This is a genomic window from Streptomyces lavendulae subsp. lavendulae (genome assembly GCF_002803845.1).
GTDB lineage: Bacteria > Actinomycetota > Actinomycetes > Streptomycetales > Streptomycetaceae > Streptomyces > Streptomyces lavendulae.
Map to the genome: position 1 here is coordinate 1937817 of NZ_CP024985.1, position 17650 is coordinate 1955466.

The following is a 17650-nucleotide window of genomic DNA, read 5'->3' on the forward strand; positions in this document are numbered from 1 at the left end:
TCAGGCTTTTCCGAATTCGTTGTTGATGATGTCGAAGAGGTCCTCGGCGGAAGCCGATTCGATGACCGTCTCCTCGTCCTCCTGGGCGAGGGCGGCCCGCTCGGTCCTGTTCCAGTTCGCCAGGAGCGCTTCGAGCCGGGCCGTGACGCGGGCGCGTTCCGCGGCGTCTTCCCCGGGGACCGACGAGAGGACGTATTCCAGCTTGTCGATCTCGGCGAGCGCCGGGAGCGCGGGCTCCGTGTCCTCACCGAGGAGTTCCGCGCGGATGTGCGCGGCCAGGGCGGCGGGCGTGGGGTGGTCGAAGACGAGGGCGGCGGGAAGCCGCAGCCCGGTGGCCGCGCCGAGGCGGGTGCGCAGTTCCACGGCGGTGAGCGAGTCGAAGCCCAGTTCCTTGAAGGCACGGCCCGCCTCCACGGTGGCGGCCCCCTCGTGCCCCAGGACCGCGGCGACGTGGCCGCGGACCAGGCCGAGCAGGGTGCGTTCGGCCTCCTCGGCCCCCATGCCCCGCAGTTCGGCCACCAGCCGGTCGGCTTCGGCGGCGGCGCCGTCCCCGTCGGTGCCGGGGCCGGCCGCCTGCCGTTCGGCGTCGAGGACGCGGAGCACCTCGGGCAGGTCCGCGATGAGCGGGCGTGGCCGGGAGGCGGTGAAGGCCGGGACGAACAGGTCCCAGTCCACGTCGGCGACGGTGACGTTGGTGTCGTCCGCGTCCAGCGCCTGCTGGAGTGCGGCGACGGCCCGGTCGGGGGCCATCACCGGCAGGCCGCGTCGCCGCAGCTGCCCGGCGGCCTCGTCGTCGGCGACGAGCCCGCCCTCGGCCCACGGCCCCCAGGCGATGGCGGTGGCCGTCAGCCCGCGGTCGCGGCGTCGCTGCGCCAGCGCGTCGAGGTGCGCGTTGGCCGCCGCGTAGGCGCCCTGGCCGCCGCTGCCCCAGATGCCGGCGATGGAGGAGAAGAGGACGAAGGCGTCCAGCTCCGTGTCGCCGAGCAGCTCGTCGAGGTGGTCGGCCCCGGCCGCCTTGGCGGCGAGGACCGAGGCGACCTCGTCCGGCCCGCTCTCGGCGAGCGGGGTCAGCTGGCCGACGCCCGCCGTGTGGAAGACGGCGGTGAGGGCGGGGGCCGAGGTGTCCTCGCGCAGCGCCGCGAGCAACTCGCTCACGGACTGCCGGTCGGACACGTCGCACGCCACGGCCGTGGCGCGGACTCCGAGCGCGGCGAGCTCCGCGAGCAGGGCCTGCGTGCCCGGCGCCTGCGCTCCGCGCCGCCCGGCCAGCACCAGGTGCTCGGCGCCGTGGGCGGCCAGCCAGCGGGCGACGTGCGCACCGAGCGCGCCCGTGCCGCCGGTGACCAGGACGGTGCCGCGCGCCCGCCAGGAGGCGGGCCGCGCTCCGGCGTCGGCGCCGGTGGCAGCGGGCGTCGCGGCGGCGTGCTCGACGCGGCGTACGAGCAGGCCCGAGGCGCGTACGGCGATCTGGTCCTCGGCCCCGCCCGCGTCGGCTCCGCCGAGTACGGCGAGCAGCCGGTCGAGCGTCCGGCCGTCGGCGGCGGCGGGCAGGTCGACCAGGCCGCCCCAGCGCTCGGGGTGCTCCAGGGCGATCACCCGGCCGAGCCCCCAGACCTGTGCCTGCGCGGCGCTGCGGACCCGGTCGGCGGGGCCGGTCGCCACGGCGCCCGAGGTCAGGCACCACAGCGGTGCGTCGACCTCGGCATCGCCGAGCGCCTGGACCAGCGTCCCGGTGAGCAGCACCCCGGCGGGCGCGGCCGGGTGGGCCGGGTGCGGGGCCTCGGCGAGGGCCAGCAGCGACACCACGCCCGCCGCCTCCCGGTCCCCGGCGAGGGCCGTACGCAGCCGGTCGGCCACGCCGCCCCGGTCGGTGACGGCCGGGTCCAGCGCGACTTCCCGTACGTCCGCGCCCTGGGCCCGCAGCGCGTCCGCGACGGCGGGGAGTCCGCTGTCGGCGCCCGCCACCGGGGTGACGACCAGCCACGTGCCGGAGGGGCGGGCGGAGACGTCCGCCGCGGGCAGCGGCTTCCAGGTGACGCCGTAGCGCCAGGTGTTGACCACCGAGTGCTCGGTACGCCGGTGCCGCCAGGCGGACAGTGCCGGGAGCAGGGCGCTCAGCGGCTGGTCGGCGTCGATGTCCAGGGTGGCGGTGAGCGCGGCGAGGTCGGCGTTCTCTACGGCCTCCCAGAACGGTGCGTCCACCGCCGCGCCGCCCGCGGCGTCGGACCCGGCCGCCGACGGGCGGTGGGCCTCTTCCAGCCAGTACCGCTTGCGCTGGAAGGCGTACGTGGGCAGGTCGACGCGGCGGGCGCCGCTGCCGGCGAAGTACGCGGACCAGTCGACGGCGACCCCGTGGGCGTGGGCCCGGGCCAGGGCGGTGACCAGGGCTTCCGCCTCGGCGCGACCCTTGCGGAGCAGCGGTGCGAAGGTGGCGGCGTCCTCGGTGACGCAGTCCTGGGCGAGGGCGGAGAGCACCCCGTCCGGACCGAGTTCGAGGTACGTGGTCACCCCGGCCGCCTCCAGGGCACGCATCCCGTCCAGGAAGCGGACCGCCTCGCGGACATGCCGGACCCAGAACTCGGCCGAACTCATCTCGTCCGAGACCAGGGCACCGGTCAGGTTGGAGACGACCGGGATGCGCGGGGCGGCGAAGGTGACACCCTCCGCCACCTTGCGGAAGTCGGCCAGCATGCCGTCCATGTGGGGCGAGTGGAACGCGTGGCTGACCGTCAGCCGCTTGGTCTTGCGCCCCTGCGCCACGAAGGCCTCGGCGACCTTGACCGCCGCGTCCTCGTCACCGGCGATGACCACCGAGGTCGGCCCGTTGACGGCGGCGATGCTCACCCGGTCCGTCAGCAGCGGCAGCACCTCGTCCTCGGACGCCTGGACGGCGATCATGGCGCCGCCTGCGGGCAGGGCCTGCATCAGCCGGCCCCGGGCGGCGACCAGCGTGCACGCGTCGTCCAGGTCCAAGACCCCGGCGGCGTGCGCGGCGGCGATCTCGCCGATGGAGTGCCCGGAGAGGAAGTCGGGCTTCAGCCCCCAGCTCTCCACGAGGCGGAAGAGCGCCACCTCGACCGCGAACAGCGCGGGCTGGGTATAGCCGGTCTGGTCCAGCAGCTCCGTGTCTGTCCCGAACACCACGTCGCGCAGCGGGAGTTCCAGGTGTCCGTCCATGCGGGCGCAGACCGCGTCCAGCGCGTCCGCGAACACCGGGAAGGCGTCATACAGCTCACGCCCCATGCCGAGACGCTGGCTGCCCTGCCCTGTGAACAGGAAGGCCAGCCCGCCGGAGGAAGCCGTACCGCGCACCGCCCCCGTCGGCTGCTCGCCGATGGCGAGGGCCTTGAGCGCGGTGAGGAACTCCTCGCGCTCCTGGGCGACGACCACGGCCCGGTGTCCGAGTGCCGACCGCGACGTGGCCAGGGAGTAGGCGACGTCGGCGGGGGTGTACGGCGCGTCGTCGGATCCGAGCCGGGCGGCCAGGCGCTCGGCCTGGACGCGGAGCGCGGCCTCGCTCTTCGCGGACAGCACCCACGGCACGGGCACGGGCCGCTGCTGCGGCGCGGGCTCCGGCGTCAGGTCCTCGGCGGACGGCGCCTGCTCGATGATGGTGTGGGCGTTGGTGCCGCTGAAGCCGAACGAGGAGATGCCGGCCCGGCGCGGATGGCCGGTCTCCGGCCAGTCCCGCCGCTCGGTCAGGATCTCGATGTCGCCCGCCGTCCAGTCGACGTGCGGGGTGGGCTCGTCCACGTGGAGGGTCTGCGGAAGCACCCCGTGCTGCATCGCCAGCACCATCTTCATGACGCCGGCCACACCGGCAGCGGCCTGGGTGTGCCCGATGTTCGACTTGATGGAGCCCAGGAAGAGGGGCTGCCCGTCGGTCCGCTCCCGGCCGTAGGTGGCCAGCAGGGCCTGGGCCTCGATCGGGTCGCCGAGGGTGGTGCCGGTGCCGTGCGCCTCGACCGCGTCCACCTCGGCGGCCGACAGGCCGGCGCTGGCGAGGGCGGCGCGGATGACGCGCTGCTGGGACGGCCCGTTGGGTGCGGTCAGGCCGTTGCTGGCCCCGTCCTGGTTGATCGCCGAGCCGCGGATCACCGCGAGGACCGGGTGCCCGTTGCGACGGGCGTCCGACAGCCGCTCCACGAGCAGCATGCCCACGCCCTCACCCCAGCCCGTACCGTCCGCGCCCGCCGCGAAGGCCTTGATCCGGCCGTCGGCGGCCAGACCACGCTGGCGGCTGAAGTCGATGTACGCGCCCGGCGAGGACATGACGGTCACACCGCCGGCCAGGGCGAGGGAGCACTCGCCGTTGCGCAGGGCCTGGACGGCCCAGTGCAGGGCGACGAGGGAAGCCGAGCACGCCGTGTCGACGGTGACGGCCGGACCCTCCAGCCCGAAGGCGTAGGACAGGCGACCGGAAACGACACTCGCCGCGTTGCCGGTACCGAGGAAGCCCTCGATGCCGTCCGGAACCGTCTGGAGCATCGCCCCGTAGTCCTGGCCGTTGGTGCCGACGAAGACGCCGGCCTGGCTGCCGCGCACGGTTGCCGGGTCGATCCCGGCGCGCTCGAAGGCCTCCCAGGTGGTCTCCAGAAGCAGGCGCTGCTGCGGGTCCATGGCCAGGGCCTCGCGCGGGGAGATCCCGAAGAAGTCGGCGTCGAAGTCGGCGACGTCGTAGATGAACCCGCCCTCACGGGCGTAGAACGTGCCCTGCTGGTCGGGATCCGGGTTGTAGAGCCGCTCCAGGTCCCAACCACGATCGGCCGGGAACTCACCGATGGCGTCACCGCCTTCGGACAGCAGACGCCACAGGTCCTCCGGCGTCCGCACACCACCCGGGAAGCGGCAGCTCATCGCGACGATCGCGATCGGGTCGTCGTCGGTCGCGATGGCGACGGGTCCGGCGATCTCGGCCTGGGTCCCGAGGAGTTCGTCGCGGAGGAAGGCGGTGAGGGCGGAGGCCGTCGGGTAGTCGAAGATCAGCGTCGCCGGCAGGGTCACACCGGTGACGGCGCCGAGCCGGTTGCGCAGCTCGACGGCCGTGAGCGAGTCGAACCCGAGTTCCTTGAAGGCCCGTTCGGCCCCGACGGCGTCGGCGCCGTCGTGCCCGAGTACTGCGGCAACCTGAGCGCGGACCAGCCCGAGCAGCTCCCGCTCCAGCTCGGCCGCACCGAGCCCGGCCAGCCGGTCGACCGGCGACCCGGCCACCTCGGGCCGGTCGGCGGATCCGGCGGGCCGGGTCTCCAGAAGCTCGGCGAAGAGGGTGCTGGGCCGTACGAGGCTGAAGGCCGGGCCGAACCGCTCCCAGTCCACGTCCGCGACGAGCAGAGCCGCACCGTCCGACGAGCCCACGCTCTGGCGCAGGACGGCCATCGCGGTGTCGGGCGCCATGGGCGGCAGCCCCTCACGCCGCATCCGCGCCTCCAGGGCGTCATCAGCGGCCATACCACCCTCGGCCCACGGACCCCACGCGAGCGAGGTCGCGGCCAGCCCGGCGGCCCGCCGCTGCTCCGCGAGAGCATCCAAGTAGGCGTTCGCAGCAGCGTAATTACCCTGACCGGCCGCACCGGTCATCCCGCTCATCGAGGAGAACAGCACGAACGCGGACAGCTCGATCCCGAGCTCGACAGTCAGCTCGTGCAGGTTCAGCGCCGACGTGGCCTTCGCCCGCAGCACGCTCTCGAACCGCTCAGGAGTCAGCGCCTCCAGCACACCGTCATCCAGCACACCCGCGGTATGCACCACAGCCGTCAGCGTCTCGGCCTCAGCAGCAAGCAGCTCCCGCAGCGCCTCCCGGTCAGCAGCGTCACACGCCACCACCGACACCTCGACGCCCGTCTCCGCGAGCTCCGCCGCCAACTCGGCCGCACCCGGCGCATCCACACCCCGGCGACTGGTCAGCACCAGGCGCTCGGCACCCACACCAGCCAGCCACCGCGCAACCCGACCACCCAGCGCACCCGTACCACCAGTCACCAGCACAGTCCCGGACGGCACCCAAGAACCAGCACCACCGGCAGCCGCACGAACCAGCCGACGCCCGAACACCCCCGAAGCCCGGACCGCGACCTGATCCTCACCGGCAAAACCACCCGCCAGCACACCAGCCAGCCGGCCCATCACCCGCTCGTCCCACACCTCAGGAAGATCCACCAGGCCACCCCAGCGCTCCGGAACCTCCAGAGCGGCAACCCGGCCCAGACCCCACACCTGCGCCTGAACCGCAGAGACGAGACGGTCCGAACGGCCCACACTCACCGCGCCCCGGGTCAGGCACCACAACGGTGCCCCCACCCCGGCGTCGCCCATCGCCTGAAGCAGCCCAGCCGTGGGGGCCACCCCGGCGGCCTCGTCCAGCGCCAGCAGCGACACCACACCAGCCACGGGGCCGGCCCCGGTCAGAAGCCCGCCCAGAGCACCCCGATCGGTGCCCGGCGCGACCTGAACCCGGTGCACCTCGGCACCGCGTGCCGCCAGCGCACCCGCCACGGCCGTGTCGTCCACGTCCCCGGCAGGCGTCACGAGCAGCCAGGTGCCCAACAGCCCGGTACCGGCAGCGGAGTCCGTCAGCGGCTTCCACGACACCCGGTAGCGCCATGCGTCCACCTCGGAGCGGGTCCGCAGACCACGGCGCCACGCCGACAGGGCGGGCAGGGCCGGCAGGACGGTGTCCCAGGCGTTCTCGTCGTCCAGGTCCAGGGCGGCGGCGAGGGACTCCATGTCCTCACGCTCCACCGCGTCCCAGAAACGGGAATCCATGTCGTCCCCGGCACCCCTGCGGGCTGCCGGAGCCGCCGGCATCTCCAGCCAGTAGCGCTGGCGCTGGAAGGCGTACGTCGGCAGCTCGATGCGCCGGGCACCCGTACCGGCGAAGTAGGCGGACCAGTCCACCTCCGCGCCCCGCACGTGGGCCTTGGCCAGTGCGGCGACGGCCGTCTCCGGCTCGGGCCGCCCGCTGCGCAGAACGGGTACGAAGCCGGCGGTCTCGCCGCTCACGCATTCCTGGCCCAGGGCGGAGAGCACGCCCGACGGGCCGATTTCGAGGTACGTCGTGACGCCGGCCGCTTCGAGGGCCTGCATGCCGTCGAGGAAGCGGACGGCTTCGCGGACGTGCCGGACCCAGAACTCGGCCGAACTCATCTCGTCCGAGACGAGAGACCCGGTCAGGTTGGAGACGAGCGGGATGCGCGGGGCAGTCAAGGACAGCCCCTCCACCACCTGGCGGAAGTCGTCCAGCATGCCGTCCATGTGCGGCGAGTGGAACGCGTGGCTGACGGTGAGGCGCTTGGTCTTGCGGTCGGAGAGGGCCTCCACGACCGCGACGGCGGCGTCCTCGTCACCGGCGATGACCACCGAGGTCGGCCCGTTGACGGCGGCGATGCTCACCCGGTCGGTCAGCAGCGGCAGGACCTCGTCCTCCGAAGCCTGCACCGCGATCATCACACCACCCGAAGGCAGCGCCTGCATCAGCCGGCCGCGCGCCGCCACCAGCGCACACGCGTCGTCCAGCGACAGCACACCCGCCACGTGCGCGGCGGCGATCTCACCGATGGAGTGACCGGACAGGTAGTCGGGCTTCAGGCCCCAGGCCTCGACCAGCCGGAACAGTGCCACCTCGACCGCGAACAGCGCGGGCTGGGTGTAGCGCGTCTCGTCCAGGAGACCTGCGTCCGTGCCGAACAGCACGTCCTTCACCGGCAGTTCGAACCGCGCGCACACCTCGTCCAGGGCGGTCGCGAACACCGGGAAGGTGTCATACAGCTCGCGGCCCATGCCCAGGCGCTGGCTGCCCTGACCGGTGAAGAGGAAGGCGAGCTTGCCGGAGACCGGTGATCCCTCGACCACACCGGCCGACGTACGGCCGTCCGCCAGCGCCGCGAGGCCGGCCAGCAGCCCCTCACGGTCAGCGGCGAAGACCGCCGCCCGGTCCTCGAACAGCGCCTTGCCCGACGCCAACGACCACGCGACGTCCACCGGACGCACATCGGGCGTGGACAGGACGAAGGACTGAAGACGGCGCGCCTGCGCCCGCAGGGCATCTTCACCCTTCGCGGACAGCGTCCACGTCACCACCGGCAGCGGGGCGGCCTCCGCAGATGCCTCTGTCACGTCGGTGACCGGCGGCTGCTCGATGATCGTGTGCGCGTTCGTGCCGCTGATGCCGAACGAAGAGACACCCGCGCGGCGCGGGCGGCCGGTCTCCGGCCACTCCACCGCATCGGTCAGCAGGCGGACATCGCCCGCCTCCCAGTCGATCTGCGAGGAAGGCGCGTCCACGTGCAGCGTCTTCGGCAGCACACCATGCCGCATCGCCATGATCATCTTGATCACACCGGCCACACCGGCAGCAGCCTGCGTGTGACCGATGTTCGACTTGATCGAACCGAGCAGCAGCGGCCGGCCCTCCACCCGCTCCTGGCCATACGTCGCCAGCAGCGCCTGCGCCTCGATCGGGTCACCCAGCCGCGTACCCGTACCGTGCGCCTCCACCGCGTCCACATCCGCGGTCGACAGACCCGCACCGGCCAGCGCCTCACGGATCACCCGCTGCTGCGACGGCCCGTTCGGCGCCGTCAGACCATTGCTCGCACCGTCCTGGTTGACCGCCGAACCACGGACCACCGCCAGCACCGGATGCCCGTGCCGACGCGCGTCCGACAGCCGCTCCACGAGCAGCATGCCCGCACCCTCGGCCCAACCGGTCCCGTCCGCACCCTCCGCGAAGGACTTGCAACGACCATCGGTCGCCAGACCACGCTGGCGGCTGAAGTCAACGAAGGTCTCCGGCGTCGCCATGACCGCGACACCGCCGGCCAGTGCCATGTCGCACTCGCCGTTGCGCAGGGCCTGGATCGCCCAGTGCAGCGCGACTAGGGAGGACGAGCAGGCCGTGTCGACCGTGACGGCCGGACCTTCCAGGCCGAACGCGTACGAAACGCGGCCCGAGGCGATGCTGCCGGAGATACCAGTGCCGAGGTAGCCCTCGACACCCTCGGGCAGCTCTTCGCCGTTGCCGTAGCCGGTCGCATAGTCGTGGTACATGACGCCGGCGAAGACGCCGGTCCGGCTGCCCCGCATGGACGTCGGGTCGATGCCCGCCCGCTCGAAGGCCTCCCACGAGGTTTCCAGCAGCAGCCGCTGCTGCGGGTCCATCGCCAGGGCCTCGCGCGGGGAGATCCCGAAGAACGCCGGGTCGAACTCCGCCGCCTCGTGCAGGAAGCCGCCCTCACGCGTATAAGAGGTACCCGCATGGTCCGGGTCCGGGTGGTAAAGCGCCTCTCCGTTCCAGCCGCGGTCCGTCGGGAACGCGGTGATGCCGTCCTGGCCCGAGGCGACGAGCTGCCACAGGTCCTCGGGCGTCCGCACCCCACCGGGGAAGCGGCAACCCATGCCCACGATCACGATCGGGTCGTCCACCACACCGGTGACCGGCCGAACGCGGGCCATCAGCTGCCCGCGGCCGAGGTTCTGCTCGTCGGCTCCGGTGGTCAAGGCGAGTTCGGCCAGGAGGTGGCGGGCCAGTGCGACAGGGGTCGGGTAATCGAAGATCAGCGTGGGCGGCAGACGCAGACCCGTCTCCGCCTTCAGCACGTTCCGCAGCTCCACGGCCGTCAGGGAGTCGAAGCCCAGATCCCGGAAGGCACGCTCGGCATCCACCGCACCCGCACCCGAGTGACCCAGCACCACGGCAACCCGCCCGCAGACCAGCTCCAGCAGCACACCCTCCCGCTCGGCCACCGGCAGCCCCATCAGCCGTGCGACCAGCGGCGAACCACCCTCCGCACCACCGTCCCGCCGTTCCACCATCCGACGCGCCGGAACCCGTACCAGCGCCCGCAGCAGCGCGGGCGTCGAACCCGCAGCCACCGCCTGCGCCCGCAGCACCGCGACATCCAGGTGCATCGGCAGCAGCACCGCCGCATCCACCACCATCGCCGCATCGAAAAGCGCCAGGCCTTCTTCAGCGGCGAGTGCGGCGACGCCCTCTCGGGCGATACGGCGGAGGTTGGCCTCGTCAAGGCTCGCCGCCATTCCGGCACCGGCTGCGCCGTTCCTGCCCTGCGGGGCCCACAGGCCCCAGGCGAGCGCCGTCGCCGGCAGCCCCTCGGCCCGCCGCTGCTCGGCCAGACCCTCCAGGAACGCGTTCGCCGCAGCGTAACTCGCCTGCCCCGCAGCACCGAACGCCGCAGCCGCACCCGAGAACAACACGAAAGCATCCAGGTCCAAGCCCCTGGTCAGCTCATGCAGGTTCCAGGCCGCATCCACCTTCGGACGCAGCACCCCCGCCACCCGCTCCGCCGTCAACGAAGCCAGCACACCGTCATCCAGCACACCCGCCGTGTGCACCACACCAGTCAGCGGATATTCAGCCGAAACACCATCCAACACAGCGGCCAGCGCATCCCGGTCAGCGATGTCACACGCCACCAGATCGACATGCGCACCCAGCCCGACCAACTCCGCAACAAGCTCATCCGCACCCTCGGCCGCCGGACCCCGACGGCTCGTCAACAACAGCCGCTCCACCCCGAACGCCGTCACCAGATGCCGGGCGAAAAGCCGGCCCAGGCTGCCCGTGGCACCGGTCACCAGCACCGTCCCCGACGGACCGAAACCAGCCTCCGCCCCAGCCCCGCTCTCCGAAGACAGCACACGCACCAGACGCGGAACACTGACCACACCCGCCCGGATCGCCAGCTCCGGCTCACCCGAAGCCAACGCAGCCGCGACAGCCCCGACCCCATCACCATCCAGATCCACATCCAGATCCAGCATCACCAGCTGCCCCGGATTCTCCGACTGCGCCGACCTCAGCAGACCGCGCACCGCGCCACCCGCCAGATCCCTCACACCCGCACCGGCCCCAACAGCCACCGCACCCGACGTCAACCACACCAGACGCATACCGGCGAACCGCTCATCCGCCAGCCACCCCTGCACCAACTCCAACGCCGCACCGACCGCCCCATGGACAGCCTCCACGACACCCTCAGCCGACACCCCGGCAGACGGAGCAACGAACACCGCGTCCGGAACCGGCTCACCCGCCTCCAACGCCACCACGAGGGCATCGACATCGGCGTACTCGGTGACCTGCGCATCCGTAGTACCCAGACCGAACTCGTCCCGGCCCAGTACCGCCCAGCGAAGGTCTGCCGCCTCCACCGGCGCACCGGCCCCGGCAGCCACCCACTCCACGCGGAACAGCGACTCCACGTGAGCGGCACCCGCCGCATTGACCTGCTCGGCAGAAGCCGGACGCAACGTCAGCGACTCCACCGCCGCAACCGGCCGCCCCGACCCGTCCGCCACCCACAACGCCAACGCACGCTGATCACCCGCACCCGTCGCCACCAACCGCATCCGCAGCGCCGAAGCACCCACCGCATACAGAGAGACACCCGCCCACGAGAACGGCAGCTGCGCGCCGGTCTCGGCCGCGGCGGGGTCGCCGTGGCCGATGGCGTGAAGTCCGGCGTCGAGCAGTGCCGGGTGCAGCCCGAACCGGGCCGCGTCCTGATGGCCCTCCTCGGGGAGCGCCACCTCGGTGAAGAGTTCCGTGCCGCGCCGCCATGCGCTCTTCAGTCCCTGGAACAGCGGCCCGTAGGCCATGCCGTCCCCGGCGAGTTCCGCGTAGAGCCCGCTGACGTCGACCGGTACCGCGTCCACCGGCGGCCACACCGCCAGCTCACCGAACTCCGCCGCAGCCTCAGAACGCGCACCACTGGCCAGCACACCCGACCCGTGACGCGTCCACAACTCCTCCCCCACCACATCCTGACGCCGCGAATACACAGCGAACGCCCGCCCACCACCCACAGCCGGCGCCTCCACCACCAACTGCAGCTGGACACCACCCCGCTCGGGCAGCACCAGCGGCGCCTCCAGCGTCAGCTCCTCCACCACATCACAACCGACCTGGTCACCAGCACACAACGCCAGCTCCACAAAAGCCGTACCCGGCAGCAGCACACCACCATGAATCACGTGATCGGCAAGCCAGGGATGCGTCTCCAACGACAGACGACCCGCAAGCAACACCCCACCCGAATCAGCCAGAGCAACCGTCGCACCCAGCAACGGGTGCGCCGCGTCACCAAGGCCGATCGACTCCGGATCCCCACCCGCGAAAGCCACCGCACTGGGCCAGAACCGCTGCCGCTGGAACGCATACGTCGGCAGATCCACCCGCCGCGCACCCGTACCGGCGAAGAAGGCGGACCAGTCCACCTTCGCGCCCTGCACGAACGCCTGGGCCACGGCGCGGACCAGGGATTCCGCCTCAGCCCGGTCCTTGCGGAGCACGGGCACGAAGACGGCGTCCTCGTTCACGCACTCCTGCGCCAGGGCCGACAGGACCCCGTCAGGACCGAGCTCGACGTACGTCGTCACACCCGCGCCCTCCAGGGCGCGGATCCCATCCAGGAAGCGCACAGCATCCCGCACATGCCGGACCCAGAACTCTGCCGAACTCATCTCGTCCGAGACCAGGGCACCGGTCAGGTTGGAGACGACCGGGATGCGCGGGGCGGCGAAGGTGACCCCCTCCGCCACCTTGCGGAAGTCGGCCAGCATGCCGTCCATGTGGGGCGAGTGGAACGCGTGGCTGACCGTCAGCCGCTTGGTCTTGCGCCCCTGCGCCACGAAGGCCTCGGCGACCTTGACCGCCGCGTCCTCGTCACCGGCGATGACCACCGAGGTCGGCCCGTTGACGGCGGCGATGCTCACCCGGTCCGTCAGCAGCGGCAGCACCTCGTCCTCGGACGCCTGGACGGCGATCATGGCGCCGCCTGCGGGCAGGGCCTGCATCAGCCGGCCGCGGGCGGCGACCAGCCTGCACGCGTCGTCCAGGTCCAAGACCCCGGCGGCGTGCGCGGCGGCGATCTCGCCGATGGAGTGCCCGGAGAGGAAGTCGGGCTTCAGCCCCCAGCTCTCCACGAGGCGGAAGAGCGCCACCTCGACCGCGAACAGCGCGGGCTGGGTATAGCCGGTCTGGTCCAGCAGCTCCGCGTCCGTCCCGAACACCACGTCGCGTAGCGGGAGTTCCAGGTGTCCGTCCATGCGGGCGCAGACCGCGTCCAACGCGTCCGCGAACACCGGGAAGGCCTCATACAGCTCACGCCCCATCCCCAGGCGCTGGCTGCCCTGCCCCGTGAACAGGAAGGCCAGCCCGCCGGAGGAAGCCGTACCGCGTACCAGCCCGGGTACGGGCTCACCGGCCGCGAGAGCGTTCAGCGCGGCGGCGAACGCTGCCGGCTCCTCGGCTACGACCGTGGCCCGGTGTTCGAGCGCCGACCGCGACGTGGCCAGGGAGTAGGCGACATCGGCGGGCGACGCGAGGTCCTCGTTCGAGGCGAACCAGGCGCCCAGGCGCTCGGCCTGGACCCGGAGGGCCGCCTCGCTCTTCGCTGACAGCACCCACGGCAGGCCACCGGGACGTGCCTGCGGCAACCCGGCCGGTTCCGTCTGCTCGACCTCCGGGGCCTGCTCGATGATGGTGTGGGCGTTGGTGCCGCTGAAGCCGAACGAGGAGATGCCGGCCCGGCGCGGGCGGCCGGTCTCCGGCCAGTCCCGCCGCTCGGTCAGGATCTCGATGTCGCCCGCCGTCCAGTCGACGTGCGGGGTGGGCTCGTCCACGTGGAGGGTCTGCGGAAGCACCCCGTGCTGCATCGCCAGCACCATCTTGATGACGCCGGCCACACCGGCAGCGGCCTGCGTGTGCCCGATGTTCGACTTGATCGAACCGAGCAGCAGCGGCTCGTGGGCCGACCGCTCCTGGCCGTACGTCGCCAGCAGCGCCTGCGCCTCGATCGGGTCACCCAGCCGGGTCCCCGTACCGTGCGCCTCGACCACGTCCACCTCGGCGGCCGACAGGCCGGCGCTGGCGAGGGCGGCGCGGATGACGCGCTGCTGGGACGGCCCGTTGGGTGCGGTCAGGCCGTTGCTGGCCCCGTCCTGGTTGATCGCCGAGCCGCGGATCACCGCGAGGACCGGGTGCCCGTTGCGACGGGCGTCCGACAGCCGCTCCACGAGCAGCATGCCCACGCCCTCACCCCAGCCCGTACCGTCCGCGCCCGCCGCGAAGGCCTTGATCCGGCCGTCGGCGGCCAGACCACGCTGGCGGCTGAAGTCGATGTACGCGCCCGGCGAGGACATCACGGTGACACCGCCGGCCAGGGCGAGGGAGCACTCGCCGTTGCGCAGGGCCTGAACGGCCCAGTGCAGGGCGACGAGGGAAGCCGAGCACGCCGTGTCGACGGTGACGGCCGGACCCTCCAGCCCGAAGGCGTAGGACAGGCGACCGGAAACGACACTCGCCGCATTGCCGGTACCGAGGAAGCCCTCGATGCCCTCCGGGATGACCTGGAACGTGCCGTCGTAGTCCTGGCCGTTGGTGCCGACGAAGACGCCGGCCTGGCTGCCGCGCACGGTTGCCGGGTCGATCCCGGCGCGCTCGAAGGCCTCCCAGGTGGTCTCCAGCAGGAGCCGCTGCTGCGGGTCCATGGCCAGGGCCTCGCGCGGCGAGATACCGAAGAAGTCGGCGTCGAAGTCGGCGACGTCGTAGATGAACCCGCCCTCACGGGCGTAGAACGTGCCCTGCTGGTCGGGATCCGGGTTGTAGAGCCGCTCCAGGTCCCAACCACGATCGGCCGGGAACTCACCGATGGCGTCACCACCCTCGGACAGCAGACGCCACAGGTCCTCCGGCGTCCGCACACCACCCGGGAAGCGGCAGCTCATCGCCACGATCGCAATCGGGTCGTCGTCCAGGGCCGGGCCCGCGACGACCACCGGACCGGCGATCTCGGCCTGGTTGCCCAGCAGTTCGTCGCGGAGGAAGGCGGTGAGGGCGGAGGCCGTCGGGTAGTCGAAGATCAGCGTCGCCGGCAGGGTCACACCGGTGACGGCGCCGAGCCGGTTGCGCAGCTCGACGGCCGTGAGCGAGTCGAAACCGAGCTCCTTGAAGGCCCGTTCGGCCCCGACGGCGTCGGCGCCGTCGTGCCCGAGTACTGCGGCAACCTGAGCGCGGACCAGCCCGAGCAGCTCCCGCTCCAGCTCGGCCGCACCGAGCCCGGCGAACTTCCCGACCGGCGCACCGACGGATTCCGCACGGGCTGCCGTGCCGGCAGGGCGGGTCTCCGGCAGCTCGGCGAAGAGGGTGCTGGGCCGTACCGCGGTGAAGGCCGGGCCGAACCGCTCCCAGTCCACGTCCGCGACGAGCAGAGCTGCATCACCCGACGAGCTCACGCTCTGGCGCAGGACGGCCATCGCGGTGTCGGGCGCCATGGGCGGCAGCCCCTCACGCCGCATCCGCGCCTCCAGGGCGTCATCAGCGGCCATACCGCTGCCTGCCCACGGACCCCACGCGAGCGAGGTCGCGGCCAGCCCGGCAGCCCGCCGCTGCTCCGCAAGAGCATCCAGATAAGCGTTCGCAGCGGCGTAATTACCCTGACCCGCCGCACCGATGGTCCCGCTCATCGAGGAGAACAGCACGAACGCGGACAGCTCGATCCCGAGCTCGACAGTCAGCTCGTGCAGGTTCAGCGCGGAGACCGCCTTCGCCCGCAGCACTCCCTCGAACCGCTCAGGAGTCAGCGCGTCCAGCACACCGTCATCCAGCACACCCGCGGTATGCACCACAGCCGTCAGCGTCTCGGCCTCAGCAGCAAGCAGCTCCCGCAGCGCCTCCCGGTCAGAAGCGTCACACGCCACCACCGACACATCCACACCCAGGACGCCGAGCTCTTCCACCAGCTCGGCCGCACCGGGCGCATCCACACCCCGGCGGCTGGTCAGCACCAGGCGCTCGGCGCCCGCACCGGCCAGCCAGCGCGCAACCCGACCACCCAGCGCACCCGTACCACCAGTCACCAGCACGGTCCCGGACGGCACCCAAGAACCAGCACCACCGGCAGCCGCACGAACCAGCCGACGCCCGAACACCCCGGAGGACCGGACCGCGACCTGGTCCTCACCGGCAAGACCACCGGCCAGCACACCAGCCAGCCGGCCCATCGCCCGCTCGTCCCACACCTCGGGAAGGTCCACCAGGCCACCCCAGCGCTCCGGAACCTCCAGAGCAGCAACCCGGCCCAGACCCCACACCTGCGCCTGAACCGCAGACACCAGACGATCCGAACGACCCACACTCACCGCACCCCGGGTCAAGCACCACAACGGCGCCCCCACCCCGGCCTCACCCAACACCTGCACCAGCTCAGCCGACGGCACCACACCCGCAGCCTCATCCAGCGCCAACAACGACACCACACCAGCCACAGGACCGGCCCCGGTCAGCAGCCCAGCCAGCGCGGCCCGGTCCGTACCGGCCTCGACCACGAGGCGGCGTACCTCGGCACCGCGCGCCGCCAGCCCCTCCACCACAGCCGAGTCATCCACACCACCGGCCGGAACAACCACCAGCCACACCCCGGAAAGCCGCGCACCCCCCACGGAGTCCGTCAGCGGCTTCCAGGACACCCGGTACCGCCACGCGTCGACCTCGGACTGGGTCCGCAGGCCGCGGCGCCACGCCGAGAGGGCCGGCAGGACCGAGCTCCACGCGCCCTCGTCCTCCATCTCCAGCGTGTCGGCGAGGGACTCCATGTCCTCACGCTCCACCGCGTCCCAGAAACGGGAGTCCAGATCACCCGCGAGACCGTTCCGCGCAGCCGCGCCCGTCAGTTGCAGCCAGTAGCGCTGGCGCTGGAAGGCGTACGTCGGGAGCTCGATCCGGCGGGCGCCGGTACCGGCGAAGAAGGCGGACCAGTCCACCTCCACACCCCGCACATGTGCCTGGGCCACGGCGCCGACGAACGTCTCGGCCTCGACCCGTCCTGCGCGCAGGACGGGGAGGAAGGCGGTGTCGGCGTCACCGGTCAGGCAGTCCTGCGCCAGCGCCGACAGCACCCCGTCGGGGCCGAGTTCGAGGTACGTCGTCACGCCGGCCGCTTCGAGGGCCTGCATGCCGTCGAGGAAGCGCACGGCTTCGCGGACGTGCCGGACCCAGAACTCGGCCGAACTCATCTCGCCCGAGACGAGAGACCCGGTCAGGTTGGAGACGAGCGGGATGCGCGGGGCAGCGAAGGACAGCCCCTCCACCACCTGGCGGAACTCGTCCAGCATGCCGTCCATGTGCGGCGAGTGGAACGCGTGGCTGACGGTCAGCCGCTTGGACTTGCGATCCGCGAAGGCCTCCACGACCGCAACCGCCGCGTCCTCGTCACCGGCGATCACGACCGAACGCGGACCATTGACGGCGGCGATGCTCACCCGGTCGGTCAGCAGCGGCAGGACCTCGTCCTCCGACGCCTGCACCGCGATCATCACGCCACCGGCCGGCAGCGCCTGCATCAGCCGGCCGCGCGCCGCCACCAGCGCACACGCGTCCTCCAGCGACAACACCCCCGCCACATGCGCGGCGGCGATCTCACCGATGGAGTGACCGGACAGGTAGTCGGGCTTCAGGCCCCAGGCCTCGACCAGCCGGAACAGTGCCACCTCCACCGCGAACAGCGCGGGCTGGGTGTAGCGCGTCTCGTCCAGGAGACCTGCGTCCGTACCGAACAGCACGTCCTTAAGCGGCAGTTCGAACCGCGCGCACACCTCGTCCAGGGCGGTCGCGAACACCGGGAAGGTGTCATAC

1 protein-coding gene (running past one end of the window) is annotated in these 17650 nt (G+C 72.2%); it reads right to left on the reverse strand.

Annotated features, from left to right (window positions below; all coding sequences use genetic code 11):
* Positions 1 to 17650: the 3' portion of a type I polyketide synthase gene (locus SLAV_RS08290; RefSeq protein WP_100661264.1), read on the reverse strand. 16688 nt of this gene lie beyond the right edge of the window; only the last 17650 of its 34338 coding nucleotides appear in the window; its start codon lies beyond the right edge, outside the window; the stop codon is at positions 1 to 3.